This is a genomic window from Achromobacter xylosoxidans A8 (genome assembly GCF_000165835.1).
Taxonomy (GTDB): domain Bacteria; phylum Pseudomonadota; class Gammaproteobacteria; order Burkholderiales; family Burkholderiaceae_B; genus Achromobacter; species Achromobacter xylosoxidans_B.
Genome location: NC_014640.1, coordinates 693,188 through 719,036 on the forward strand (window position 1 = coordinate 693,188; position 25,849 = coordinate 719,036).

The 25,849-nt window shown below is 65.1% G+C and carries 25 protein-coding genes; 15 read left to right on the top strand and 10 right to left on the bottom strand.

Annotation, left to right across the window (positions count from 1 at the left end):
• Positions 1-96: 96 nt before the first annotated feature.
• Positions 97-1,503 (bottom strand): glutamate--tRNA ligase, encoded by a 1,407-nt coding sequence (gene gltX, locus AXYL_RS03220; protein WP_013391397.1) that lies wholly within the window; start codon positions 1,501-1,503, stop codon positions 97-99.
• 120 nt (positions 1,504-1,623) lie between these two features.
• On the opposite strand from gltX, the gene AXYL_RS03225 reads away from it, so the two are divergent.
• Positions 1,624-4,065, top strand: a complete 2,442-nt coding sequence (locus AXYL_RS03225; protein ID WP_041652161.1) for a GNAT family N-acetyltransferase — start codon at positions 1,624-1,626, stop codon at positions 4,063-4,065.
• Positions 4,066-4,077: 12 nt separating this feature from the next.
• Here the strand turns inward: AXYL_RS03225 and AXYL_RS03230 are convergent, their stop codons facing one another.
• The 6 genes from AXYL_RS03230 to yjgA all read right to left on the bottom strand — a co-directional run bounded on the left by AXYL_RS03230 (position 4,078) and on the right by yjgA (position 9,020).
• A complete protein-coding gene (locus AXYL_RS03230; RefSeq protein ID WP_013391399.1) occupies positions 4,078-4,770 on the bottom strand; it encodes an isochorismatase family cysteine hydrolase in 693 nt (230 codons plus the stop codon).
• Positions 4,771-4,779: 9 nt separating this feature from the next.
• On the bottom strand, positions 4,780-5,616 hold the full coding sequence (locus tag AXYL_RS03235; protein WP_013391400.1) for an ABC transporter permease: 837 nt from the start codon (positions 5,614-5,616) through the stop codon (positions 4,780-4,782).
• A gap of 3 nt (positions 5,617-5,619) precedes the next feature.
• Positions 5,620-6,432, bottom strand: coding sequence for an ABC transporter ATP-binding protein (locus AXYL_RS03240; RefSeq protein WP_041654829.1), 813 nt, complete (start codon positions 6,430-6,432; stop codon positions 5,620-5,622).
• Complete coding sequence (locus AXYL_RS03245) at positions 6,432-7,436, bottom strand: ABC transporter substrate-binding protein (RefSeq protein WP_013391402.1); 1,005 nt, start codon at positions 7,434-7,436, stop codon at positions 6,432-6,434. Before AXYL_RS03245 ends, AXYL_RS03240 begins: the two co-directional genes overlap by 1 nt.
• A 335-nt stretch (positions 7,437-7,771) precedes the next feature.
• On the bottom strand, positions 7,772-8,449 hold the full coding sequence (locus tag AXYL_RS03250; RefSeq protein WP_013391403.1) for an alpha/beta hydrolase: 678 nt from the start codon (positions 8,447-8,449) through the stop codon (positions 7,772-7,774).
• A gap of 19 nt (positions 8,450-8,468) precedes the next feature.
• Positions 8,469-9,020, bottom strand: a complete 552-nt coding sequence (gene yjgA, locus AXYL_RS03255) for a ribosome biogenesis factor YjgA (protein ID WP_013391404.1) — start codon at positions 9,018-9,020, stop codon at positions 8,469-8,471.
• Between the two features lie 58 nt (positions 9,021-9,078).
• Here yjgA and pmbA point away from each other — a divergent pair, with 58 nt between their 5' ends.
• The 12 genes from pmbA to erpA all read left to right on the top strand — a co-directional run bounded on the left by pmbA (position 9,079) and on the right by erpA (position 20,194).
• Positions 9,079-10,443: a metalloprotease PmbA gene (gene pmbA / locus AXYL_RS03260; protein WP_013391405.1), complete on the top strand. Its 1,365-nt coding sequence runs from the start codon at positions 9,079-9,081 to the stop codon at positions 10,441-10,443.
• 172 nt (positions 10,444-10,615) lie between these two features.
• Complete coding sequence (locus AXYL_RS03265) at positions 10,616-11,713, top strand: TRAP transporter substrate-binding protein (RefSeq protein ID WP_013391406.1); 1,098 nt, start codon at positions 10,616-10,618, stop codon at positions 11,711-11,713.
• 255 nt (positions 11,714-11,968) lie between these two features.
• Positions 11,969-13,123, top strand: coding sequence for an ABC transporter substrate-binding protein (locus AXYL_RS03270; protein ID WP_013391407.1), 1,155 nt, complete (start codon positions 11,969-11,971; stop codon positions 13,121-13,123).
• A 169-nt stretch (positions 13,124-13,292) separates the two neighbouring features.
• Positions 13,293-14,174, top strand: a complete 882-nt coding sequence (locus AXYL_RS03275; protein WP_041652165.1) for a branched-chain amino acid ABC transporter permease — start codon at positions 13,293-13,295, stop codon at positions 14,172-14,174.
• 3 nt (positions 14,175-14,177) lie between these two features.
• Entirely contained in the window at positions 14,178-15,053 is an 876-nt protein-coding gene (locus AXYL_RS03280; RefSeq protein WP_013391409.1) for a branched-chain amino acid ABC transporter permease, read from the top strand.
• The gene (locus AXYL_RS03285; RefSeq protein WP_013391410.1) at positions 15,046-15,834 is read left to right on the top strand and encodes an ABC transporter ATP-binding protein; all 789 of its coding nucleotides are present in this window, start codon (positions 15,046-15,048) and stop codon (positions 15,832-15,834) included. Before AXYL_RS03280 ends, AXYL_RS03285 begins: the two co-directional genes overlap by 8 nt.
• Positions 15,831-16,541, top strand: a complete 711-nt coding sequence (locus AXYL_RS03290) for an ABC transporter ATP-binding protein (RefSeq protein WP_013391411.1) — start codon at positions 15,831-15,833, stop codon at positions 16,539-16,541. The genes AXYL_RS03285 and AXYL_RS03290 overlap by 4 nt, the downstream gene beginning before the upstream one ends.
• A gap of 299 nt (positions 16,542-16,840) precedes the next feature.
• Positions 16,841-17,269: a 50S ribosomal protein L13 gene (gene rplM / locus AXYL_RS03295; protein ID WP_013391412.1), complete on the top strand. Its 429-nt coding sequence runs from the start codon at positions 16,841-16,843 to the stop codon at positions 17,267-17,269.
• Positions 17,270-17,278: 9 nt separating this feature from the next.
• Complete coding sequence (gene rpsI / locus AXYL_RS03300; protein WP_006217310.1) at positions 17,279-17,671, top strand: 30S ribosomal protein S9; 393 nt, start codon at positions 17,279-17,281, stop codon at positions 17,669-17,671.
• A 210-nt stretch (positions 17,672-17,881) separates the two neighbouring features.
• On the top strand, positions 17,882-18,946 hold the full coding sequence (gene argC / locus AXYL_RS03305) for an N-acetyl-gamma-glutamyl-phosphate reductase (protein WP_013391413.1): 1,065 nt from the start codon (positions 17,882-17,884) through the stop codon (positions 18,944-18,946).
• 43 nt (positions 18,947-18,989) lie between these two features.
• A complete protein-coding gene (locus AXYL_RS03310) occupies positions 18,990-19,736 on the top strand; it encodes a DUF6776 family protein (RefSeq protein ID WP_041654831.1) in 747 nt (248 codons plus the stop codon).
• A gap of 86 nt (positions 19,737-19,822) precedes the next feature.
• Positions 19,823-20,194, top strand: coding sequence for an iron-sulfur cluster insertion protein ErpA (gene erpA, locus AXYL_RS03315; RefSeq protein WP_013391415.1), 372 nt, complete (start codon positions 19,823-19,825; stop codon positions 20,192-20,194).
• Between the two features lie 66 nt (positions 20,195-20,260).
• Here the strand turns inward: erpA and AXYL_RS03320 are convergent, their stop codons facing one another.
• Both AXYL_RS03320 and AXYL_RS03325 read right to left on the bottom strand, forming a co-directional pair.
• Positions 20,261-21,340, bottom strand: a complete 1,080-nt coding sequence (locus AXYL_RS03320) for an anhydro-N-acetylmuramic acid kinase (RefSeq protein ID WP_237710013.1) — start codon at positions 21,338-21,340, stop codon at positions 20,261-20,263.
• Positions 21,341-21,468: 128 nt separating this feature from the next.
• Complete coding sequence (locus AXYL_RS03325) at positions 21,469-22,878, bottom strand: M23 family metallopeptidase (RefSeq protein WP_013391417.1); 1,410 nt, start codon at positions 22,876-22,878, stop codon at positions 21,469-21,471.
• 257 nt (positions 22,879-23,135) lie between these two features.
• On the opposite strand from AXYL_RS03325, the gene tyrS reads away from it, so the two are divergent.
• Complete coding sequence (gene tyrS / locus AXYL_RS03330) at positions 23,136-24,365, top strand: tyrosine--tRNA ligase (protein ID WP_013391418.1); 1,230 nt, start codon at positions 23,136-23,138, stop codon at positions 24,363-24,365.
• A 72-nt stretch (positions 24,366-24,437) separates the two neighbouring features.
• Positions 24,438-25,091, top strand: coding sequence for a YbhB/YbcL family Raf kinase inhibitor-like protein (locus AXYL_RS03335; protein WP_013391419.1), 654 nt, complete (start codon positions 24,438-24,440; stop codon positions 25,089-25,091).
• Positions 25,092-25,154: 63 nt separating this feature from the next.
• Here AXYL_RS03335 and AXYL_RS03340 read toward each other — a convergent pair whose 3' ends face one another.
• Positions 25,155-25,790, bottom strand: a complete 636-nt coding sequence (locus tag AXYL_RS03340; protein ID WP_013391420.1) for a LysE family translocator — start codon at positions 25,788-25,790, stop codon at positions 25,155-25,157.
• Positions 25,791-25,849 lie beyond the last annotated feature (59 nt).

The window sequence follows — 25,849 nt, forward strand, 5'->3', positions numbered from 1 at the left end:
GCAAGCAAACAGGCAAACAGGCAGGCAGGCTGAAAACACCGCGGGCCTTGCTCATCCTGGAATGAGCAAGGCCCGCGGTGTTTTCGGCAGATGCGTTTAGATCGCTGCCAGGCGCTTGAGCACCGTCTGCTTGCCCAGCAGGGCCAGCACCGCGTCCACGGCCGGGGTCTGGGTCTGGCCGGTGACGGCGACGCGCAGCGGGATGGCCAGTTGCGGCATCTTCATGCCGCGATCGGCCAGCACGGCCTTGATCAGGGCGGACAGGGCTTCGCGAGTCCAGTCCGTGTCCTGGGCGCGCTGGGCGAAGTCGGCCAGCGCTTCGCGCGCGGGGGCGGTCAGGTGCTGCTCGGTCAGCTCGGCGGGCGCGCCCTTGAACTCGGCGCAGAACAGCATGGCGCCGTCGGCCAGTTGCTCCAGCGTTTCCGCGCGGTCCTTCAACAGGCCCATGACGCCCGGCAGGTCGATCTTTTCCGGATGGCCGCCGCGGTTCGCCACGCGCGGCGCCACGCGCTCGGCCAGTTCGGCGTTGTCCATCTGCTTGATGTAGTGGGCGTTGACCCAGTTCAGCTTCTTCGGATCCCACTGCGAGGCCGACTTGGACAGGTGCTTGGTGTCGAACCAAGACACCAGTTGTTCGCGCGAGAAGAGTTCGTCGTCGCCGTGGCTCCAGCCCAGGCGCGCCAGGTAGTTGACCATGGCCTCGGGCAGATAGCCCTCGTTGTCGTACTCCATGACGTTGACGGCGCCGTGGCGCTTGGACAGCTTTTCGCCGTCCGGGCCCAGGATCATGGGCACGTGGCCGTACTCGGGCAGGGCGGCGCCCAGCGCGCGCAGGATGTTGATCTGGCGCGGGGTGTTGTTGACGTGGTCATCGCCGCGCAGCACATGGGTGATGCCCATGTCCCAGTCGTCGACCACGACGCAGAAGTTGTAGGTGGGGGTGCCGTCCGGGCGCGCGATGATCAGGTCGTCGAGTTCGGTGTTGTCGAAGCTGATCGTGCCCTTGACCATGTCGTTCCAGGAGGTCGCGCCTTCCTGCGGGTTCTTGAAGCGCACCACGGGTTTGCGGCCTTCGGGGATGGCCGGCAGGGTCTTGCCGGGCTCGGGGCGCCAGGTGCCGTCGTAGCGCGGCTTGTCGCCGCGCGCGCGGGCGGCTTCGCGCATGGCTTCCACTTCCTCGGGCGAGCTATAGCAATGGTAGGCGGTGCCGGCGGCCAGCATCTGCGCGACCACTTCGCGGTAGCGGTCCATGCGCTGCATCTGATAGAAGGGGCCTTCATCGGGCTGCATGCCCAGCCAGTCCATGCTGTCCAGGATGGCCTGCACCGCTTCCGGCGTGGAGCGTTCGACGTCCGTGTCTTCGATGCGCAGCACGAAGGTGCCCTGATGGTGGCGCGCGAAGGCCCAGGAGAACAGCGCGGTGCGTGCGCCGCCCAGATGCAGGAAACCCGTGGGCGAAGGCGCGAAACGGGTACGAATGGGGGTAGAGGCGTTGGAAGTCATAGGTGGCAATGATAGCGGCTGCGGCGCCACAAATCGGCGTCAGGCTGGGCCCAAGTCAAACGTAGGGCGGGGTTGTCTTGTTACGATGAAGGGTATTTTAGATTAGGGCCTGCTAACACCATGTTGCGACACGCTCTCGCCCCGATGTTCGAGCCCGCCTCGCTGGTGATCGTCGCTGACCGGCCGCTGCCGGCGGCGGCTTCGCTGCCGCCCACGCTCAAGGGCAAGACCACGGTGGTTGCCTGCGAAGTCGGCGCCGCGCCGGATCTGCCGGACACGCTGCAAGGCCTGGCCCCGGGCGAGCGGCCTGATCTGGCCCTGGTTTGCGTGTCGCCGGCGGTCCTGCCGGAAACGCTGCGGCGGCTGTCGCCTCTGGCGCCGCGCTCGGTGATTCTGCTGCCGCATGAACTTCCGGATCCCTATCCGCGCGGCACGCTGGCGCTGTGCCGCGCCTGGGCCGAGGAGAACCGCTGCGAACTGCTGGGTCCGCGCTCTTTCGGCGCCCAACGGCCGCACGCCGGCCTGAACCTGAGCCAGCACCCGGTGCTGGCGCGCGCCGGCCGCGTGGCGCTGCTGGCGCAGTCGCGCTCCATCATGGCCGCGGTCATGGATTGGGCCGAGGACGTGCACATCGGCTTTTCCACCGCCGTGTCGCTGGGCGACGAGGCGGTGGTGGGCCTGTCCAAGGTGCTGGACTACCTGGCCAGCGATCCGCGCACGGACAGCATCGTGCTCTATCTGGAAGACGTGGGTCCGGCCCGCGAGTTCATGAGCACCTTGCGCGCCGCGGCCTCGGTCAAGCCCGTGATCGTGCTGAAGGCGGGGCGCGCCGACACCGATAGCGCCGACGCCATCTTCGACGCGGCCCTGCGCCGCGCGGGCGCGGTCCGTGTGCGCTACTTCGTGCAGCTGTTCTCGGCGGTCAAGGTGCTGGGCTATACGCGCCGCCCCAAGGGCCGGCGCGTGGCGCTGATCTCCAACGGCAGCGGGCCTCCGCAACTGGCAATGGACCTGATCGGCCCCGACGCCGCCGTGCTACGCGCCGAACTCGCACCGGCGACCCAGCGCGCGCTGGTGGCCATGCTTGAGCCGGACGCGGCCACGGCGAATCCCGTCATCACCTTCACGCCGCTGACGCCGGAGCGCATCCGCGCCATGTTGGACGCGGTGCTGGATGACGCTGGTGTGGACGGCGTGCTGGTGCTGCTGGCGCCCGACGCGCTGGCGGACATGCCGGCGGTGGCGCGCGAGCTGGCGCAGATCGCGCCCAAGGCGAAAAAGCCGGTGGTGACCTGTTTCATGGGCGACGCCGGCATGCGGCCGCTGCGGCGCATGCTGGACGACGCGGGCACCTCGGCGTTCCGCACGCCCGAATCGGCCGCGGACGCTTTCGGCGTGCTGGCGACCCATCACTACAACCAGCAACTGCTGCTGCAGACGCAGCCGCCGGAACCGGCCACCCACGTGCCGGACCTGACGGCCGCGCGCGAGATCCTGGCGCGCGTGCGCGCCGAGTGCCGGCGCGAGCTCAATACTTCCGAAATCCGCAGCCTGCTGGCCCTGTTCTACGTGCCGCTGCGCGACACGCCGATGGACGTGGCGGCCGCCGAGCCGGAATCCCGCCCCATGGCGATCCGGGTGCGGCGCGATCCGCAGTTCGGCCCGGTCATCCGTTTCGGCGCGGGCGGTCCCGACGCTGTGTTGTCCCAGTCCGACCGCGGCGTCGATTTGCCGCCGCTCAACGGCTTCCTGGCCCGCCAGCTGATCGAGCGCAGCCGGCTATGGCGCCGCGTGCTGGCGCCGCGCATCGGCCACATGGCCGCCGAGGCCTTGCAGCAGGCGGTGGTGCTGGTGTCCGAGCTGGTGTCGGAACTGCCCGATATCGAGTCCCTGGACATCGACCCGCTATATGCCGGCGAAACGCATCTGCGCGCCGGCGGACTGCGCATGACGCTGACCGAGAAGCCGGGTTGCGCAACCCCGCAAACTGCCGGCTATCCGCACATGGCGATCCACCCGTATCCGGCGCGGCTGGTGCAGGTGCGGCGCTTCGCGGACGGCATTCCCTGGGTGCTGCGTCCCATCCGTCCCGAGGACGCCGACCCGCTGCAGGAGTTCATCCGCGGCCTGTCCGAGCGTTCGCGCTACATGCGCTTCGTCTCCATGATGCGCGAGCTGACGCCGCGCATGGTGTCGCGCTACACGCAGGTGGACTACCACCGCGAGCTGGCCCTGGTGGCCGCCACGCAGGTGCCGAACCCGGCCAACCGCGGCCATCCGCGAGAGGTGCTGGTGGGTTTCGCGCATTACCTGCGCAATCCGGACGGCCGGGGGGCGGAATACGCCCTGGTGATCGGCGACGACTGGCAGCGGCGCGGCCTGGGCCGCCAGCTCATGACGGCGCTGATCGATGCGGCGCGCGAGCAGGGGCTGGAATACATCGACGGCCTGGTGCTGTCGACCAACCGGCCCATGCTGGCGCTGATGACCAGCCTGGGCTTCACCAACGACGCGGATCCGGAAGACCCGACCATGCGCCGGGTGTGGCTGGACCTGGCCTGATATCAGGCTCGTTCAGGCGGTCTTCCGGACCGTCTGGGCGGGCTTGAGCCGCGCGATCGATTCGTCCACCGACAGCACGTCGCCGAAGAACAGCATCCAGCCGTGCAGCGCGTGCTCGTGCTCGGCCGGCGTGACCGCGGCCAGCGCGTCGTCCACCATGATGGTGCGGAAGTCGCGCATCATGGCATCGCGGGCGGTGGATTCGCAGCACACGTTGGTGACCGTGCCGGCGATCAGCAGTGTATCCACGCCGCGCCCGCGCAAGAGCGGCTCCAGTTCGGAAGAGCCTGGCGCCATCGCACTGTAGAAGCGCTTGGTCACCCGCAGATCGCTGTCTTGCGCATGCAAGTCCGGGTGCAGTGCATAGCCGGGCGCGTCGCGGCGCAGCGTTTCCAGGCGCCGGGCGCTGCGCTCCGGCGTCAGCATCACGCGGTGGTGGTGCGACCAGAACAAGTCGGCATTGTCAGAGGCGGTCTGCACCCAGACGATGGTGCCGCCCGCGGCGCGCACTGCGTCGCACAGGCGGTTGATGGGCGCGATGATCTCGCGCGCCGGTGCGCATTCGCCCTGGTAGCCGGGCAGGGTGAAATACTGCTGCATGTCCACCACCACCACCGCCAGGCGCGCGGCCGGCAGTTCGTCATAGGGGTGCAGGCGGCCCTGGCGGGCGATCACGCGGTCCTGCACCCATTGCGGGAATTCCATGGCGGCTCCTTATCCGTAGCGCCGCGCGATGGCGGCTTCGATGCGGTAGACGATCAGGTACATCACGCTGGAGATCAGGGCCAGTATGGCGATGGCGGTCATGACGATGTTCAGCTTGAACACCTGGCTGCCGTTCATGATGAGAAAGCCCAGGCCGGAATCCGCAGACTGGAACTCGCCCACGATCACCCCCACCAGCGCCAGGCCGATGTTCATCTTCACGGCCGCGATCAGCGTGGGCACGCTGCCCGGCAGCACCACCTTGGTCAGCACCTGCCAGCGGCTGGCGCCGAAGGTATGGGCCAGCTTGACCTTGTTCAGGTCTATGCCGCGAAAGCCCGCATAGATCACCATGATGGTCACGAATACCGCGATCGCCACGGCCATGCCGTACACCGCGTAGTCCGAACCCAGCCAAAGATAGAAGATCGGCACGAAGGCGATCTTGGGCATGGCATTGGCCACCACCAGAAAGGGGTCCAGCACCTTGTAGAGGAAGTCCGACCACCACAGTGCGGCGGCCACCACGATGCCGATCGCCATGCTCAGGCCGAAGCCCACCAGCGTGGCGCTCAGCGTGGTCATGATGTGCTTGCCCAGTTGGCCGTTGTTCCAGAGCTCGATAAACGTCGGCCACAGCGCGCTGGGATAGCTGGTCAGGAGCGGGTTGAGGATATGCATGCGCGGCAGGATTTCCCAGGCGCACAGGAAGACCGCCAGTAGCAGCGCCTGCGCAATGCGGATATGCCTGCGCCGCGCGCGGTCGCGTTGCAGGTAGTTCAGGTATTTCTCGCTGGGTGCGCGTACGGCGCGCAGCGGAACGGTATTGGCGACGGGCGCGTTCATGGGTCAACCCTCCACGTGGACGTCCAGCTCGTCCCACAGCTGTTTGAAGTAGGTATTGAATTCAGGCCGCGAGCGCGCTTGGAACGGCGTCGGCCGGGTCCCGTCGCCATAGTGGATGCGGTACTGGCTCTTCAGGCGGCCGGGCCGGCGCGACAGCACGATGACGCGGTCCGTCATGGCGATGGCTTCGCCGATGTCGTGCGTGACCAGCACCACGGTCTTGCCTTCGCGCCGCAGGATGTCCACCACTTCATCGGAGATCGCCAGCCGCGTCTGCGAATCCAGCGCGGAGAAGGGCTCGTCCAGCAGGATCACATCGGGCTCGGTGACCAGGGTGCGGGCCAGCGCGGCGCGCTGCCGCATGCCGCCCGACAGCTGGCGCGGCGTGTGCGACAGGAAGGCGCCCAGCCCGCATTTTTCCAGCAGGTGCACGGCTCGCGCCTCGCTGCGCGCGTCGCGGCGGCCCTGGATTTCCGCGCCCAGCATGACGTTGTCCAGGATGGTGCGCCACTCGAACAGGTAGTCCTGCTGCAGCATGTAGCCGATACGCGGATTGGGCTTGGTCACGGCCTGGCCGTCTATCATCACCGCGCCCGAGGTGGGTGGAATCAGCCCGGCGATCAGGGACAGCAGCGTGCTCTTGCCGCAGCCGCTTTGCCCGATCAGGCTGACGAATTCGCCCGCCGCCAGCGTGAACGACACGTTGGCCAGCGCCTCGGTCTCGCCTTCCTGGGTGAAGTAGGAAAGACAGACCTCGCGCAGTTCGATCTTGGCCGTGGCGGGATCCGGCTTCAGGTTGTGGATGACGGCGCCCATCATTGGGCCTTCTTGGCGAAGTCGGTCACCACCACGTCCTCATATTTGACGCGGGCGTTGTCCTTCATGACCGCGCTGGCGATCAGCATGTCCTGCAGCTGGTTCATGGCCTCGGCCGTCACCAGCGGCGTGGTCTTCCAGATCTGGTATTGCTTGTAGCGCTCGATGGCTTCGGTCACCGCGGCCTGGTCCATGCCGGGGAAGTAAGTCATGATCTGCGGCGTCAGCGTGGCGGCGGGCGTGTCTTTCACATACTTTTCGGCCCGCGCCACCACATTGGTCCAGGCCTGGATGACCTTGGGGTTGTCGCGGATGTATTTGTCGGTGGCCGTGAATACGGTGTAGTCCACCTGGCCGACTTCATGACCCACCGAGGCGACGATGTAGCCCTTGCCGTTGCGCACCAGTTCGCCGGCCTCGGGTTCAAGAAAGATGCCGTATTCGCCCTGGCCGGCCATCCATGCCCCGGCGCGCGCCGGGATGCCGATGTTGTTCAGCAGCTTCACGTCCTTTTGCGGATCCACGCCATGCTTGCGCAGCGCCGTTTCCAGGAACACGATGGGATTGGACCCGGGCCGGAAGCCGATGACCTCCTTGCCTTTGAGCATGGACCAGTCGAACTTCTCCACCGGCTTGCGCGCCAGCAGGAAGAAGCCGTCGGTGGCGGTCAGTCCGGCGAAGATCTTGGGTTTGACCGGCGATTCGCTGTTGTGGACATAGATGGACGCCTCGGGGCCGATCAGCACGATGTCGGCGCTGCCGGACAGCAGGGCGGTCATGCCCTTGTCCGTGCCCTGCGAAGTCTTCATGGACACGTCCAGGCCGGCGTCCTTGAAGTAGCCCTGCGACAGGGCCACGTATTTCGGCACGTAAAGAATGGACCGCACCACTTCTTCGTAGCGGACCTTCACGGGGGGATTGAGGGCTTCGGCCTGGGCGGCCAGGGGGGCGAGCAGCGCGAGCAGCGCCGCAGCCGCCAGACGGGGCGATGGCAAGGATTTCACGGGACTTTCTCCTGCGTCTTGAATGCCACGCCGAAACCCGGCGCAACACGGCCAATGGAATGGATCGACAACAACAACAGGGAAGCCCGAACTGGTCGCCCGGGCCGGTAAGGCTTGGATCGAATACTATATTCAATAGAAAGAGGCGACAAGCATTTTGCAGTTGGCGTTTTTCTCTATGGACGAGAGAAGCTCAGCCCGCTAAAAATTCAGGCTGGAATGCCAATTGGTATACAAAATGAAATCGCAGGCCGCCAGGGCCTGCGATGGACCGGCAGGGCGCGCAGCGCCCATCCGCCGGGATCAGGGCCGCCGCGCGCGGCCCTGCGTGGTTTTCAGACCAGGACTTGGTTCAAGAACTTGGAGACGTCGGCCACTTCCTCGGCGCAAACCGAGTGCGGCATCGGGTAGGTGTGCCATTGCACGTCGTAGCCCAGCCGCTGCAGTTCGGCCAGCGAGGCCTGGGCGCGCGGCAGCGACACCACCGGATCGTACTGGCCGTGGGCCAGGAAGATGGGCGTGTCCTGGTTGGCGCCGTGGCGCTCGGCCTCGGCCGTATCCAGTAGCGGCAGGTAGCCCGACAAACCCATCATGCCCGCCAGCTTTTCCGGCAGGCGGATGCCGGTATGCAGGGTCATGGCGCAGCCCTGCGAAAAGCCCGCCAGCACGATCCTGGAAGTAGGAATGCCGCGGGCGTTCTCGCGCGCGATCAGCTTGTGGATGGCGGCTTCCGAGGCGCGGATGCCGTGGGCGTCCTCGACGCGCACCAGGTCCATGACCAGGATGTCGTACCAGGAGCGCATCGCCATGCCGTTATTGATCGTCACGCGCTGCACCGGCGCGTTCGGGAACACGAAGCGCACCGAAGCGCCGGCCGGCAGGTCCAGCTCCGGCACGATGGGCGCGAAGTCGTTGCCGTCGGCGCCCAGGCCGTGCAGCCAGATCACGGCATGCGTGGGATTGGGGGCGGTTTCGATTTCGATGCAATCGAGTAGGTCGGTCGGAGCGTTCATGGACGGCGGACGGTGAAAATCAAAGGGTGAGGGTCTTCAGGGCCTGGAACAGCGCGCGGTAGTGCTTTTTTTGCGGCTCCTGGCCTTGCAGCAGGGCGGCGTTGGCCTGCTTTTCCTTGCGGGCGGCGCGGATCAGTGCGCGCAGTTGCTGGACGTCGGCTTGCGGATTGCTGTTGAGCAACTTGGTCAAGGCCTCGTCGTCGTCCAGCAGGCGGTCGCGCAGCGTTTCCAGCCGGTGCATGGCGGCGGTTTCCTCGCGCGAGCCGTTTTCCCAGATGTCGAGCTGGGTGCGGATCTCGTCGGCCGGCGCGTCGCGCATCAGCTTGCCCACGAAGTGAACCTGGCGCCGCTTGCCCTCGCGCCCGGTGGTGCGCTGCGCCGTACGGATGGCCTCATAGAGGCGTTCCGCCAGGGGTAATTGCTTGAGGCGTTCAGGGGACAGTTCGATCAGCTGCTTGCCCAGGTCCAGCAGGGCGTGCATTTCGCGCTTGACCTGGGACTTGCTGGGACGGTCGTAGCCGTTCTCGTCGTAACCGTCGTCGACGGATTCTTCTTCAGTATGGGAATTCATGGAAAACTGCGCAATGACAGACTTGGCTATGATAACCGTCTCTGCAAATTGGACTGCAATGGTTAAAACCTCCTCATCCTTGCCGCTGGCGGCGAATCACGCGCGTTTTTCCGAACTCGTCGAACAAACCCTCGCCTATGCGCGCCAGATCGGCGCCTCCGACGCCGCGGCGGAAGTCTCGGAAAGCCTGGGCCTGTCGGTGTCCGTACGCAAGAACGACATCGAAACCGTCGAACAGACCCGCGACCGCTCCCTGGACCTGACGGTCTACGCCGGCCAGAGCCGCGGTTCCGCCTCCACCTCCGACTTTTCCGAAGCCGCGCTGCGCCAGACAGTCGAAGCCGCCTGGCATATCGCGCGCCACACCGCCGCCGATCCGGCCGCCGGCCTGCCCGACGCCGACCAGCTGGCCACCGAATTCCCCGACCTGGACCTGCACCGTGCCTGGAGCGTGTCCACCGAAGAGGCCGCCGAGCTGGCGCTGCGCGCCGAGCGCGCCGCCCGCGAGGTCGATGCGCGCATCACCAATACCGATGGCGCCACCGTGGGCACCTACGAAGGCCAATTCGTGATGGGCAACACGCGCGGTTTCCTGGGCGGCTATCCGTACTCCCGCCACAGCCTGTCGGTCGCGCCCATCGCCGGCCGTGGCAACGGCATGCAGCGCGACTACTGGTACAGCTCCGAGCGCGATCCGGCCAAGCTGGCATCGCCCGAAGCCATCGGCCGCTACGCCGCCGAGCGCACGCTGTCGCGCCTGTCGGCCCGCCGCATCCGCACCGGCAAGTTCCCGGTCCTGTTCGAAGCGCCGTTGGCGCTGGGGCTGGTGGGCGCGCTGACCCAGGCCGCCAACGGCGGCGCGCTGTATCGCAAGGCCAGCTTCCTGCTGGACGCGTTGGGCAAGCCCATCTTCCCTGACCACATCAACCTCACCGAAGACCCGCACATCCGCGGCGCCATGGGCAGCTCGCCCTTCGACGACGAAGGCGTGCGCACGCGTCGCCGCAACGTGGTGTCGGCCGGGGTGCTGGAAGGCTACTTCCTGTCTTCCTACACCGCCCGCAAACTGGGCATGGTCACCACCGGCAATGCCGGCGGCTCGCACAACCTGGTGTTCAGCTCCACCCGCACCCGCCGCGGCGACGACTTCGAAGCCATGCTCAAGAAGATGGGCACGGGCTTTCTCGTCACCGAACTGATCGGGCAGGGCGTCAACTACGTCACCGGTGACTACTCGCGCGGCGCGTTCGGCTACTGGGTGGAAAACGGCCAGATCCAGCACGCGGTGCAGGAAATCACCATTGCCGGCAATCTGGCCGACATGTTCAAGCAGATCGTGGCAATCGGCGCCGACACGATTTCGCGCGGCACCAAGACCACCGGTTCGATCCTGATCGAACAGATGGCCATTGCCGGAACCTGATCTCTCGGATGCAGCCGCGGCGCCATGCGCCGCGGCTGCCTTGAGATCCCCGCAGTCGTTCCGGTCTTTGCAATCCCTTACCTGATAGTGTGGCCAGGCAGGCCGATATCAGCGTGTAATATCCGCCGGGTATCGCTTGATGTCCCAGGTGTTGCTGTAAAGGAGCAAAGAGATGCAACGACGTTCGTTCTTGAAGCACGCCGGTCTCGGCGCCGTCGCTACCGGAGCCGCCGTCAGCGCGCCCGCGTTCGCGCAGGACATGCCGTCATTGAGCTGGCGCCTGTCGTCCGGCTTCCCCAGCATCCTGGATCTGCGCATCGGCGCCGGCGAAAGCTTCTGCAAGTTCGTCTCGGAAGCCACTGGCGGCAAATTCAACATCCGCCACTTTCCCGAAGGCGAGATCGTGCCCGCCGCGGACCTGATGGAAGCGGTATCCACCAAGAAGGTGGAGTGCGGTCACGCGTCGTCCCGCGCCTACTACGCCAAGAACCCCGTCTTCTGCTTCGACGCCGCCGTGCCCTTCGGGCTGAACGCCAGGCAGATGAATGCCTGGATGAACGAGGGCGGTGGCCTGCGGCTGACCCGCGAACTCTTCAAGCCCGAAAAAATCATCAACTTTCCGCTGGGCAATACCGGCGCCCAGATGGGTGGTTGGTACACCAAGGAAATCAAGCGTGCGGGCGACCTGAAAGACCTGAAAATGCGCGTCGGCGGCCTGGCCGGCGACGTGCTGGCCAAGCTGGGCGTGGCGCCGCAGCAGGCCGATCCCGCCAAGCTGGCCGAAGCCTTCGAGAAAGACGGTCTGCAGGCGGTGGCGGGCGCGGGTCCCTACGATGACGACAAGCTCGGGCTGAATAAGGTTGCTAAGTATTACTACGCACCCGGCTGGTGGGCGCCCGGCGAGCAGCTGTCGCTCTATATCAATGACGAGGCCTGGAACGCGCTCCCCAAGAACTACCAGGCCGTGGTCGACGCCGCTGCCCAGGCCGCACACGCCGCCACCATCGCCCGCTATGACGCCCGCAACGCGGCCGCGCTGGCCCAATTGACCGCAAACGGCGCCCAAATCCGGACATTCCCGAGGTCCATCATGGACCTGGCGTTCGAGGCCACGCAGCAGGTCTATAAGGACTTGGGCGCTAAAGACCCCAGATTCAAGGCGATGCACGATAGTTACATGGGTTTTCGCGACAGCGAAATGCCATGGTTCCGCCTGACCGAAAGCGCCTACGACCAGTACTTGGGCGTAGCGTTATCGGCCAGAACGTAGGACACTTACGCCTGCCGAATAACATTCGGCGAGTGTTAGGGTTTTTGCTAGTAACCACACGTTTTTTACAAAAAAATGGGCGGTTTGTAGGCTTTTGTTGAATGGCGTTCGAGTAGCCGCCTGATACAAAGGAGTAATATCCCGGGTCTTGACGCGCAAACATGACGCCTTTAGGCGCCATCCGACGTCAATCCGGCAGGATTACATCAGCCCGGATACCAATATTCCGAGACAGACTTTAAGGTGGTAACAACCATGCAATCCAAGACCAAGAAGCTGCTGGCCGCGCTGATCGCTGCCGGTATCGTCCCGGCTGCCCATGCGGCCGACATCAAGATCGGCGTGGCCGAAGCCCTGTCGGGCGGCGCCGCCCAGTACGGCGTGTCGATCCGCAACGGTTTCCAGCTGGCCGCTGATGAAATCAACGCCGCCGGCGGTATCAACGGCAACAAGATCGTGCTCGTGGTCGAGGACGAACAAGGCAAGAAAGAAGAAGCGATCAACGTCTTCAAGAAACTGATCTTCAAGGACAACGTCCTGATGGTCTTCGGCCCGACGCTGTCGAACTCGGCCCAGGCCGCCGACCCGATCGCCCAGGCTGCCAAGACGGTCGCCTTCGGCACCTCCAACACCGCCGACGGCATCACCTCCATCGGCAACTACGTGTTCCGCAACTCGGTTACCGAAGCCGACGTGCTGCCGGCCACCATCTCCACCGTCAAGGCCAAGACCGGCCTGAAGAACGTGGCGGTGCTCTACGGCAACGACGACGTCTTCACCAAGAGCGGCTACGACAACTTCAAGAAGGCCCTGGAAGACCAGAAGATCCCGGTCACCACGACCGAAACGTTCGCCAAGGGCGACGTGGACTTCAAGGCCCAGCTGACCAAGATCAAGGGCACCAACCCCGACGCCATCGTGCTGTCCGCACTGTTGGCCGAAGGCGCTCCGATCATGGTGCAGGCCCGTCAACTGGGCCTGAATGTGCCCGTCATCGGCGGCAATGGCATGAACTCGGTCAAGATTTTCGACCTGGCCCCCGGTGGCGCGTCGAACAATCTGTGGATCGGCAGCCCGTGGTCGATCGAGAACAAGGCGGCCGAGAACGTCAAGTTCATCGACGCCTACAAGGCCAAGTTCAACGGCGCGCCCGACCAGTTCGCGGCCCAGTCGTATGACGCCATGTACATCGCCGCCCAGGCGCTGAAGAACGTCAAGCTCTCTGGCGATCTGCCCAAGGATCGCACGGCCCTGCGCGACGCGCTGCCCTCCGTGACCTGGACCGGCGCTACCGGCCCGTTCAAGTTCCGCCAGGCCAATGACCGCGCCGGCAAGCCGGCCGGTTACGACGCCGACCAAGCCCCCATCGTCAGCGTGACGAAGGACGGCAAGTACGTCATCGAGAAGTAAGCGCTACGCATCCCCGCGCGGGGGGATGCGCCTTGCGGACGGCGCGGCTGTCCGCAAGGCGCTTTTTATCGCAGGGCCGTCACCCTAGAAAAAATGCCTCCCCGCCGGGAGGCTCAAGGCCATGCAGTGGGCGCTGCATGGGGCCCTCACAGCTTTGGAAAGTCCCATCATGTTCGAACAACAATTCGTCAATGCCTTGTCGCTGGGCTGTGTGTATGCACTGTTCGCGCTGGGCTTCACGCTGATCTTCGGCGTGCTCGGGGTGATCAACCTGGCGCATGGCGCCGTCTTCATGGTTGGCGCCTACGCGGCACTGTTCGTCGTGCAGCAATTCAGCCTGCCCCTGTGGGCCGGGCTGATGGCCGCGTTCTTCGTCGCCGGCTTCACCGGGGTCATCATCGACTACCTGGTGCTCAAGCCGCTGCGCAAGCGCAACGCGCCCCACCTGATCCCCATGATCGCCACCATTGGCGTAGGCATCATCCTGAACAACGGCGCCCAGAGCATCTTCGGCGCCAGCAACCTGCGCTTCCCGCACGGCACCGTGCCCGAGGAAGTGATCGAGGTCGCCGGTCTGCACCTGACCGTGATCGAGCTGGGCATCATCTTCCTGTCTTTCGCGCTGATGGCCGTGCTGATGTACGTCATGCGCCGCACGCAATTCGGTCGCGCCCTGCGCGCCATCGCCGAATCGCCCAAGGCCGCCTGGCTGCTGGGCATCAACGTCGAAAAGCTGTTCGTCACCACCTCGTTTGCCGCGGCTGCCCTGGGCGGCGTGGCCGGCGTGCTGATCGGCCTGTACTCCAATGCGCTGTTCCCCCTGATGGGCCAGCCGATGCTGCACAAGGGCATCGCGGTCATCATCCTGGGCGGCATGGGCGACATCCGCGGCGCCATGCTGGGCGGCCTGTTCCTGGGCTTCGCCGAGGTGCTGTCGGTGGCCTACATCGGCTCCACCATGCGCGATGCGGTGGCTTTCGGCCTGCTGTTCCTGATCCTGCTGGTGCGCCCGCAAGGTCTGTTCGGCAAAGTGGTTCAACGCAAGGCTTAAAGAATGAGCGGATTCGAAAACTTCTGGGCCATCTACGGCAACCTGGTGCTCACGCTGGGCACCAACGCCTTGCTGGCCCTCTCCATCTGGCTGACCCTGGCTTGCGGCATGCTGGCCATGGCCAACGCAGCCTTCATGGGCATCGGGGCGTACACCGCCGCGCTGCTCACCATGAACTATGACGCGCCGTTCTCGGTCGCGCTCGCCGGCGGCATGGCGGCGCCCGCGCTGGTGGCCGCCCTGATCGGCTTGCCGACCTTGCGGCTGTCCGGGGTCTACCTCGCCATGGCCACGCTGGGCTTTGGCGAAGTGGTCCGCGTGACCATCCTCAACACCGAATCCATCACCGGCGGCGCGCTGGGCCTCAATGGCATCCCGCAGCTGACGCAGTGGTGGCACGTGGTGTTGGCCGTGGTCATTGTGCTGTTCGTGCTGTGGCGCGTGCGCGCCTCCAAGATCGGGCGTTCGTTCGACGCCATCCGCGGCGACGAAACCGCGGCCGGCCTGATGGGCATCGACGTGCGCGCCAACAAGATGCTGGCCTTCGTGGCCGGCGCGATGATCGCGGGCCTGGCCGGCGCCTTGAATGCGCACCTGACCTTCTTCATCGGTCCCAACGAATACGGTTTCGACCGTGGCGTGGAAATCCTGACCATGGCGATCCTGGGCGGCATCGGCGGCCTGGCCGGTCCCGTGCTGGGCAGCTTCATCATTACCGTGCTGCCCGAAATGCTGCGCGGTTTTGCCGATCTGCGCCTGGTCGCGAACGGAGTGATTCTGGTGGTGATTGTGTTGTTCCTGCCGCAAGGCATCTGGGATCCGGCGCGCTTCAAGCGCTGGATGCGCCAAGGACGCCAGGGAGGCAAGCGCCATGCTTGAGCTTTCTTCCGTCTCCAAGAGCTTCGGCGGCCTGCATGTGTTGCATGACGTCAGCCTGTCCGTGCCCGAAGGCGCCATCTTCGGCTTGATCGGCCCCAACGGCGCCGGCAAGACCACGGTGTTCAACCTCATCACCGGCCTGTTGCCGCCCAGCGGCGGCACCATCACGTTCAACGGCCAGAGCGTCCTGGACAAGAAGCCGCACCGCATCACGCGCATGGGCATCGCCCGCACGTTCCAGAACATCCGTCTCTTCAAAGAGATGACGCTGCTGGAAAACGTGGTGGTCGGCGCCTATCGCCATATGAACTATGGCTTCCCCAGCCTGCTGCTGGGCCTGCCGGGCTACCGCGAGCACGAAAAGCGCGCCCGCGAGCGTGCGCACGAGTTGCTCACCTGGATGCGCCTGGATCACAAGGCCAACGACCTGGCCGACAACCTGTCCTACGGCGAGCAGCGCCGCCTGGAGCTGGCGCGCGCGCTGGCCACAGAGCCCAAGCTGCTGCTGCTGGACGAGCCGGTCGCGGGCATGAACACCGGCGAACGCGCCGAACTCATGCGCGAGATCCTGGCCATCCGCGACCGCGGCTACACCATCCTGATGATCGAGCACGACATGCGCTTCGTCATGGGCCTGTGCGAACGCATCGCGGTGCTGAACTTCGGCAAGATCATCGCTTGCGGCGGACCCGACGAGATCCGCAACAACGAACAGGTCATCGAAGCCTATCTGGGCCGCGAAGACGACGAAGACACCGAACAAGCGGAGGCCGCACAATGAGCGTCATGCTGGAAGTCCGCGGACTCGAGGTCAATTACGGCCACATCGAAGCCGTCCGCGGCATCGACCTGGACCTGAACGCCAAGGAAATCACCGCCCTGGTCGGCGCCAACGGCGCCGGCAAATCGACCACGCTGCTGGCGCTGTCGGGCCTGTTGCCCAAGGCGCGCGGCAAGATCACCTTCGAAGGCGAGGACATCACCAACCTGGCGCCGCACCAACTGGTGGCGCGCGGCATCGTCCAGGTGCCGGAAGGGCGGGCCATCCTCACCACCATGACCGTGCTCGAAAACCTGGAGCTGGGCGCCTACCGCCGCGGCCTCAAGAACGTCGACTCGGACCTGGAATACGTGTTCAACCTGTTCCCGCGCCTGAAGGAACGGATCACTGGCATCGCCGGCAACCTGTCCGGCGGCGAGCAACAGATGCTGGCGATCGGCCGGGCCCTGATGGCCAAGCCGCGCCTGCTGCTGCTGGATGAGCCCTCGATGGGCCTGGCGCCCATCGTGGTGCAGGAGATCTTCCGTTCGCTGCGCGCGATCAACGCCGACGGCCTGACCCTGTTCCTGGTCGAGCAGAACGTGCGCCAGGCGCTCAAGATCGCCCAGCACGGCTATGTGCTGGAAAATGGCGCCATGGCGCTGACCGGCACCGGCCGCGAACTGTTGGGTCATCCCCGCGTGCTGGAAGCCTATCTGGGCGCCTGACCGGCGGGCAGGCGGGGTTGCGTCCCCTGTTATTGGCATGGCTGGGCGGCGCCTTGGGGCGCCGCCTCTTCATTTCCTGCGGCCAATCAGTTGCCCACTTTTTGAGCAGCTGTGTTAGAATCGCAGGCTTTCCCTCGTTTTGGCTATTGCACGGGCGGGTAATAACGCTTAGGCGGGACGCTGATATCGGCTGAAGTCTGCTGGAAACCCAATAGGTTTTTCCGCAATTTCGGCCCAGTTCGGGGAAAGGAACTGGCTGGATGGTCCAGCCAGGGAAATTTTTATTCTTAGGAACCATCATGAAGACCTTTGTGGCCAAGCCGCATGAAGTCCAACGTGACTGGTTTGTGATCGACGCCAAGGGCAAAGTCCTCGGTCGTGTGGCCAGCGAAGTCGCACGTCGTCTGCGTGGCAAGCACAAACCTGAATTCACGCCGCACGTTGATACCGGTGACTACATCGTCATCGTCAACGCTGCCGATATCGTTGTTACGGGCGCCAAGGCGAAGGACAAGAAGTACTTCCGCCACACGACGTACCCGGGCGGTATCCGTGAAACGAACTTCGAGAAAATGCAAGAGCGTTTTCCCGGCCGCGCCATTCAGAAGGCTGTCAAGGGCATGCTGCCCAAGGGTCCTCTGGGCTACGCCATGATCAAGAAACTGAAGGTGTACGCCGGTGCCGAGCACCCGCACACCGCCCAGCAGCCCAAGACGCTGGATATCTAAGGAAACGCCATGATCGGTAACTGGAATTACGGAACCGGCCGTCGCAAAACCTCGGTGGCTCGCGTTTTCATCAAGAAGGGCACGGGTAAGATCGTTGTCAACGGCAAGCCCGTCGACGATTTCTTCGCCCGCGAAACTGGCCGCATGATCGTGCGCCAGCCGCTGGAACTGACCGGCCACCTGGAATCGTTCGACATCAAGGTCAACGTGCACGGCGGCGGTGAAACCGGCCAGGCCGGCGCAGTCCGTCACGGCATCACGCGTGCCCTGATCGACTACGACGCGACCCTGAAGCCCGCACTGTCGCAAGCTGGTTTTGTCACCCGCGATGCCCGCGAAGTCGAACGCAAGAAGGTCGGCTTCCGCAAGGCACGTCGGCGCAAGCAGTTCAGCAAGCGTTAATACGCTGCTCAAAAAGCCCGCTTCGGCGGGCTTTTTTTCGCACCTTTGGTTCCAGCGCCGGCGCTGCCCGGTTGCTGCGCGCCGCGCGCGGAACTCCGCGCATTCCGTCCGGTCGGAAAGAAGGACTGCGGTGCCATTTCGGGCTCTTAGCCGCAACACCCGCTTTCCCGAGCGATACAATCGATCCTCGTTCTACGAAGAGCACACATCATGGCCCAAGCATCGAACACCCGCATCAAGGTTGGTATCGTCGGCGGCACCGGTTACACCGGCGTCGAGCTGCTGCGCTTGCTGTCGCAGCATCCCAATGTGGAGTTGACCGCCATCACGTCCCGCAAGGAAGACGGGCTGCCGGTGGCTGACATGTATCCCAACCTGCGCGGCCGCGTGAACCTCGCGTTCTCGGCGCCGGAAAAGGCCTCGCTGACGGATTGCGACGTCGTGTTCTTCGCGACGCCCCACGGCGTGGCCATGGCCCAGGCCCAGGAACTGATCGCCGCGGGCACCCGCGTCATCGACCTGGCCGCGGACTTCCGCCTGCAAGACATCCCCACCTTCGAACGCTGGTACAAGATTCCCCATACCTGCCCGGACATCCTGGCCGAGTCCCAGTATGGCCTGGTGGAACTGAACCGCGAGGCCATCTCCAAGGCCCGCGTCATCGGTAACCCCGGCTGCTATCCCACCACCGTGCTGCTGGGCCTGGCGCCGCTGCTGGAAGGCGGCAAGAAGCTGGTCGACGCGCAAACCCTGATCGCCGACTGCAAGTCGGGCGTGTCGGGCGCCGGCCGCAAGGCCGAAGTGGGCTCGCTGTTCTCCGAAGCCTCCGACAACTTCAAGGCCTACGGCGTGGCCGGCCACCGCCACCACCCCGAAATCGTCGCGCAACTGGAAAAGATCGCCGGCGGCAAGGTCGGCCTGACCTTTGTGCCTCATCTCGTGCCGATGATCCGCGGCATGTTCTCCACGATCTACGCCCGCATCCTGCCCGAGGCCCGCGATACCGACTTCCAGGCCCTGTTCGAACAGCGCTACGCCGACGAACCCTTCGTCGATGTGATGCCTGCCGGCAGCCTGCCGGAAACCCGTTCGGTGCGCGCCTCGAACAACCTGCGCATCGCGCTCAGCCGCCCCGGCAATGGCGACCAGCTGATCGTCCTGGTGGTCCAGGACAACCTGGTCAAGGGCGCCGCCGGTCAGGCCGTCCAGAACATGAACCTGATGTTCGGCATCCCTGAATCGACCGGCCTGGATCAGGTCGCGATCCTGCCTTGATGTTTGCAGGCTTGCGGCCATGGGCCGCAAGCCGCTGCTCTTTATGCCCGCTGATTCCTCCATCACACCCAAACCTAGCCCTGCGGGCGGGCTGATGCGCGTATTCGCGGGCTTGCTGATCGGTGTGCTGCTGGGCGGTTCGGCCAGCTTTTTCTACGCCCGCAAGCTCTACCGGCCGCAGGACGCAGTAGTGATCAGCGCCCGGCAGGCCGAGGTCCAGGAAGAGGCGATGCGCCAACAGTCGACGCAGCTGCGCTATACGCAAGGTCAGCTCGACACCGCCGATGGCGAGCTGGTCATCGAACGCGCCGCGCGCCAGGAACTGGAAACGCAGTTGCGGACCGTCCAGGCCGAGGTCGGCAGGGTGCGCGATCAACTGGCGTTCTACGAACAATTGCTGCCGCCAGGGCCCGAGGGCTCGGTGGACATCCGCGGCGTCGAGATTGATCGCAGCGGCGGCGGCCTGCGCTACAAGGTCCTGCTGATGCGCAGCGGCCGTAATGGCAGTGCGCCGTTTTCGGGCGCACTGCGTTTCCAGGCCACCGGCGTCCTGAAGGGCGAGACCGTGAAGGTGGATCTGGCGCCCATGCAGGTCAAGGCCGAGTCCGGCTCGGTCGCCATCCCTGGCGACAACGTGCAGACCTCGCCCCTGGCCCTGCAGTTCGATCAATACCAGCGCAGCCAGGGCATCCTGGCGCTGCCCGAGGGATTTGTCCCCGAAAGCGTGACGGTCAGCGTCCTGGAGGGCGATACCGTCCGGGCGTCAAGAAGCGTCAAGCTCGAACTTTGAGTCTGCGCAAGCCCTGAGCTATAGTGACACCATGCGAGCGCCGTTGCCGCTCACCGAAATATGGCCGAACCGGCCAGGAGTGAACCATGAATGCAGTGACTGAAACCGTCGACCTGCAGGCCGCCCCGCCTGCTCCCCTGGTGTTTACCGATTCGGCTGCGGCCAAGGTGAAGGATCTGTTGGCCGAAGAAGGCAATCCCGAACTGAAGCTGCGCGTTTTCGTGCAGGGCGGAGGCTGTTCGGGTTTCCAGTACGGCTTCACCTTCGACGAAGTCGTGAACGATGACGACACCGTGCTGGACAAGGCTGGCGTGCAACTGCTCGTCGATCCGATGAGCTTCCAGTACCTGGTCGGCGCAGAGATCGACTACAAGGAAGACCTGGAAGGCGCGCAGTTCGTCATCCGCAATCCCAACGCCAGCACCACCTGCGGCTGCGGTTCCTCGTTCTCGGTGTAATCGCCCCGGCAGGAAATAAAAAGCCCTTCGGCGCGCCGAAGGGCTTTTTGCATTGGGGCACGGGCTTCAGGCGGGATACAGCGCGCCCAGGATACGGGGGCCGCGCGCGCCGGTGACGGCGGGCAGGCCCGCCGGCCTGCGCTGCACGAACGCCTGCGCCAGCCAGGCGAACGCCAGGGCCTCGACTTCCTGCGCTGGCACGCCTAGCGCATCCGTGGCGCGAACGGGGCGCTGCAAGCAATACGCCAGCTCGCGCATCAGGCCCGGGTTGCGCGCGCCGCCTCCGCACACGAACACTTCCTGCGTGCCCGCCGCGGCGGCGTCGACCGCATTGGCGACCGTGCGGGCGGTCAGGCGCTGCAAGGTGGCCTGCACGTCTTGCGGCGCGGGCTTGGGGCCGTCGAACGCCGCCAGGCGCTCATCCAGCCATTGCATATTGAACAGGTCGCGTCCGGTGGACTTGGGCGGCGGCAGGGCGAACCAGGGCTCGCTGGCGATTAATTGTTCCAGCAGCGCGGCCAGCACCTGACCGCTGGCGGCCCAGCGGCCGTCGGCGTCATAGGGCTGGCCCAGGTGGCGCTGGCACCAACCGTCCAGCAGAACGTTGGCGGGTCCGGTGTCGAAGCCGCGGGGCGCCTGTCCGGGCGTAAGCAGCGTCACGTTGGCGATGCCGCCCAGATTGAGTACGGCGCGGCCTTGCGGCGCACCGAAGATGGCGGCATGGAAGGGCGGCACCAGCGGCGCGCCCTGGCCGCCCGCCGCCACGTCGCGGCTACGGAAATCCGCCACCACGTCGATGCCGGTCAGTTCCGCCAGCAGGGCGGGGGCGTTGAGCTGCACGGTATAGCCCAGGTCCGGCCGGTGCCGCACGGTCTGGCCATGCGCGCCGATGGCGGTCACCTCGCCGGCCTGGACGCCGGCTTGCCGGAGCAGGGCGGCCACGGCCTGGGCGTACAGGCGGGCGAGCCCGTTCGCGGCCAGGGCGGCGCGGGCCAGCTCGTCGTCGCCGGACAGATTCAGCGCCAGCAATTCGCGTCGCAGGTCGGCCGGCATGGGCAGGCTGGCACTGGCCAGCACGGCCGGCGCCTGGCCGTCGTCCAGGCGCACCAGCACGCCGTCCACGCCGTCGACGCTGGTGCCCGACATCAGTCCGATGTAGAGCTGCGAGTCCTGGTGTTGCAAGGGGGCGGAGGAATTCACGAGAGCCTCGGCAAAGAAAAAGCGGCCGCGCAGCAGAACCTGCGGGGCCGCTTTGCGGGAGCGTTCGACCGGCTTTAGCGGCTGGCCACGTTGGTCAGCGCGTCGGGCAGGGTCTGCTGGAATTCGGTCAGCAACTGGATCTGCGCCTTGTACGGCGCCACGGCCTGGTTGAAGGCACGGACTTCGGCGGGCTCCAGGCTGCGGGCGACCGGCAGATCCACCGACAGCGGATCGATGGGCTGGTTGTCCACGCGGAATTCGTAGTGCAGGTGCGGGCCGGTGGCCCAGCCGGTGGCGCCAACATAGCCCAGCAGCTGGCCTTGCGAGATCTTCGAGCCCTTGGTGACGCCTTCGGCGATGCGGCTCTGGTGAGCGTACAGCGTCGAGTATTTGCCGTGGTGCTTGACGATGACGACGTTGCCGTAGCCGTTCTGCCAGCCGGAGAATTCCACAGTGCCATCGGCGGTGGAATGGATCGGCGTGCCCGAGGGCGCCGCGTAGTCCACGCCCTTGTGTCCCGTCCAGGTCTTATGGATGGGATGCATGCGCATGCCGAAGGTGGAGCTGATGCGGCTGAACTTCAGGGCGGTGCGCAGGAACGCGCCGCGCAGGCTGGTGCCGTCGAAGTCGTAGTACGAACCGCTCTTTTCGTCGGGGCTGAACCAGACCGCGTTGTAGGTCTTGTCGCCGTTGATGAATTCCAGGGCCAGCACGCGGCCGGCGCCGGCGTAGCGGCCGTCGTGCGAACGCACTTCGTAGACCACGCGGAATTTATCGCCCTGGCGCAGGTCGCGCAGGAAGTCGATCTTGGCGCTGAGGATGTCGGCCATTTGCATGGTGACCGAGTCCGGGATGCCGGCGGCGTCGGTGGCGCCGAACAGCGACGAGCGGATCGTGCCCACGGCGACGCGGGTCTGGCGCTCGGTGCTTTCGGTGATTTCCTCGGCCTTGTAGCTGTCGCCCGCGGGCGCGACGTGCAGCATGCGCGTCACGACCTGGCCATCCGCCTCGTTGCCGGGGGTGTGGATGTAACGCAGCCAGATCAGGTTGCCGGCCTCGTCCGTCGCGGCCTGTACCGAGCGGCCCGGGTACAGCTTGTAGATGCTGCGGGCGCTGGCTTCATGCGTCAGGAAGGTCTGCAGGCTGGGCGCGTCCAGTTCCAGGCGCTGCAGCACCGCGGCCAGCGTGTCGCCGGCGCGGATCCGGGTTTCGCTGATATAGGGCGCGGCGCTGGGCGTGCTGACTTCGACTTGCTCGGCGCTTAACGGCAGGACGCTGCTGATGATGCGCGAAGGGGGGAGTTCGGTGCGGTCGGGTTGCTGCACCATGCCGAGGGCGGCGGCGCCTGCGAACAGACCAATGGCGGTGACGAGAATAGTGCGGCGGAAAAGTCCCGAGCGCTGGGGCTTGGGCTCAACGGGCGCAAACAGGGCAGCAACTTTGCGCTTGATGCTACTCGCCAGTTCGTGGAGGCCACGATTCATCGTGAAGTTACCCTCTCAGGTGGCTTGAGCTCGCAGGGTGCGTGACACGAACTGCCCTCGCGCGCACATTTTCGGGGCAAGGGCTGGGCGCGGGGCGCATCTTGTGAACGACGGGGTGTAAACCGGACCGCAACTGCGTATATATGACAATTGCGTATGATTAGGGCGGTATCCTAGCTGATTCGGCTAGAATTTTCGATAGTTTTCGTCACTTTTTACACCTTTTTATCGGCTGAAGCCGAGTTGGTCCCCCTGCCATGTCATCCACAGAAGCCCCGATTACCCCCGAAGTCGAAGCAGACCTGCGTATAGCGAAGCGCGGCTGCGATGAGTTGCTGGTCGAGTCCGAATTCGCTCGCAAGCTTGCCAGGAGCCGCGCCACGGGCGTGCCCCTGCGCATCAAATTGGGGCTGGATCCGACCGCGCCGGACATCCACCTGGGCCATACCGTAGTGCTGAACAAGATGCGCCAGCTGCAGGACATGGGGCACAACGTCATCTTCCTGATCGGCGATTTCACCTCCACCATCGGCGATCCCAGCGGCCGCAACAACACCCGCCCGCCGCTCACGCGTGAGCAGATCGAGTCCAATGCCAAGACCTATTACGCCCAGGCCAGCCTGGTGCTGGACCCGGCCCGTACCGAGATCCGCTACAACTCCGAGTGGTGCGATCCGCTGGGCGCGCGCGGCATGATCCAGCTTGCGTCCCGTTATACGGTCGCACGCATGATGGAGCGCGAGGACTTCACCAAGCGCTTCAAGGGCGGCATTCCGATCTCGGTGCATGAATTCCTGTATCCGCTGATGCAGGGCTATGACTCGGTGGCGCTGAAGTCCGATCTGGAGCTGGGGGGCACCGATCAGAAGTTCAACCTGCTGGTCGGGCGCGAGCTGCAAAAGGAGTATGGCCAGGAGCCGCAGTGCATCTTGACGATGCCCTTGCTGGTGGGGACGGACGGCGTAGAGAAGATGTCCAAGTCCAAGGGCAACTACATCGGTATTTCGGAGTCGCCCGATTCGATGTTCGGCAAGCTCATGTCGATTTCCGACACGCTGATGTGGCGCTACTTCGAGCTGCTGTCGTTCCGCACGCTGGAAGATATTGCCGCGCTCAAGCAGGAGATCGACGGCGGCCGCAACCCGCGCGACGCCAAGGTCATGCTGGCCCAGGAAATCATCACGCGCTTCCATTCCGCCAAGGCCGCCGACGAGGCGCTGGCCTCGTTCGAGGCTCGTTTCCGCGACGGCGCGATCCCCGAGGACATGCCCGAGGTCAACATCGGCGGCGCGCCGGTAGGCATCCTCAAGCTGCTGCGCGAAGCCGGTCTGGTGGCTTCGGGTTCGGAAGCGCAGCGCAACGTGGAGCAGGGCGGCGTGCGCGTCAACGGCGACCGGGTGGAAGACAAATCGTTGCAATTGCCGGCGGGGACTTACGTCGTTCAGGTGGGCAAGCGCAAATTTGCGCGTGTTAACTTGAACCCATGATTGCGAAGTTTTGATACGCTGAGGGTACAGTCAGGGGCAGTGGGGCCTTTGCGGCACATCTAGGAGCACGACATGAAACTTTCGAGTTTGTCCTTTTCCGATAACGAGTCGATTCCCGAACGCTACGCCTTCGGCCGGATCGATGCGCAATCGCACGTCGCGCTGGCAGATAACTTCAACCCGCAGTTTTCCTGGGACGACGTTCCGGCGGGCACGCAGTCGTTTGCGCTGATCTGCCACGACCCCGATGTGCCCTCCGAGCCCGACGACGTCAACCAGGAAGGCCGCGAGGTGCCGGCCAGCCTGCCGCGCGTGGACTTCTTCCACTGGGTGCTGGTCGACCTGCCGGCCGACCTGCGCGACATCGAGGAAGGCACCTTTTCCAGCGGCATCACGCCGCGCGGCAAGGGCGGCCCGCTGGCGCCGATGGACGCGCGCCAGGGCATCAACTCGTACTCGTCATGGTTTGCCAACGACCACGACATGAGCGGCGACTACTTCGGCTATGACGGCCCATGCCCGCCCTGGAACGACGCGATCGTGCACCGCTACGTGTTCACCCTGTACGCGCTGGACGTACCCACGCTGAACCTGCAGGGTTCCTTCACGGGCGAGGACGCGCTGCGCGCCATCCAGAAGCACGTGCTGGCGCAGGCGTCGTTGACGGGCACCTATACGCTCAATCCCAAGCTGGCTCCCAAGCAGATCGGCGCCACCTCGGCCTGATCCGTCACGCCGCAGAAAGGCCGCAGTCTCGCAAACTGCGGCCTTTTCCATTTCCGAAAAGGTTCAGCCCATTGTGCGCTTGAGCCGCAACAACGCCAATCCGAAGGTAATGAAAATGGCGCCGACCAGGCGGTTGATCCAGGCCACGATGCGGGGCCGGCGCAGCAGGCGCCGGGCGCGGTGAGCCAGGGTGCCGTAGGCCAACAGAGACATCAGCGACATGGCCGTGAAGATGCCCGTCAGGATGAAGAACTGCGGCAGCAGCGGTTCGGCGGCGTTCAGGAACTGGGGAAACAGCGCCGTGAAGAACAGGATGGGTTTGGGGTTCAGCGTGGCGACCAGGGCGGCTTCCGAATAGAGCCGGCCAGCGCTGCGCGGCGCCAATGCGGCGGGGTCGGAAGGCGGTGCGATGTTCGAGCGGCCCAGCAAGTGGCGCAGGCCGATGTAGAGCAGGTAGGCGGCGCCTGCCACCTTGAGCAGCATGAACAGCATGGCGGACGATTGCAGTACCACGCCTAGCCCCAGCATGGCGGCGGCCGACAGCAGGAACAGGCCTGTCACATTGCCCAGGGTGGACGGCAGCACGGCCCGCAAGCCGCCTGCCGCGCCGTTGCGGATCGCCAGCATGGTGGCGGGCCCGGGGCTGACGACGCTGACCGCAGCTACCAGCGAGTAGGTTATGAGCGTGGCGCTTTGCATGAAAGTTTCTCAAGTCGGGTTGAGACGGGTTTTCGGCCGATGAAGGATGGCGTGGTTTT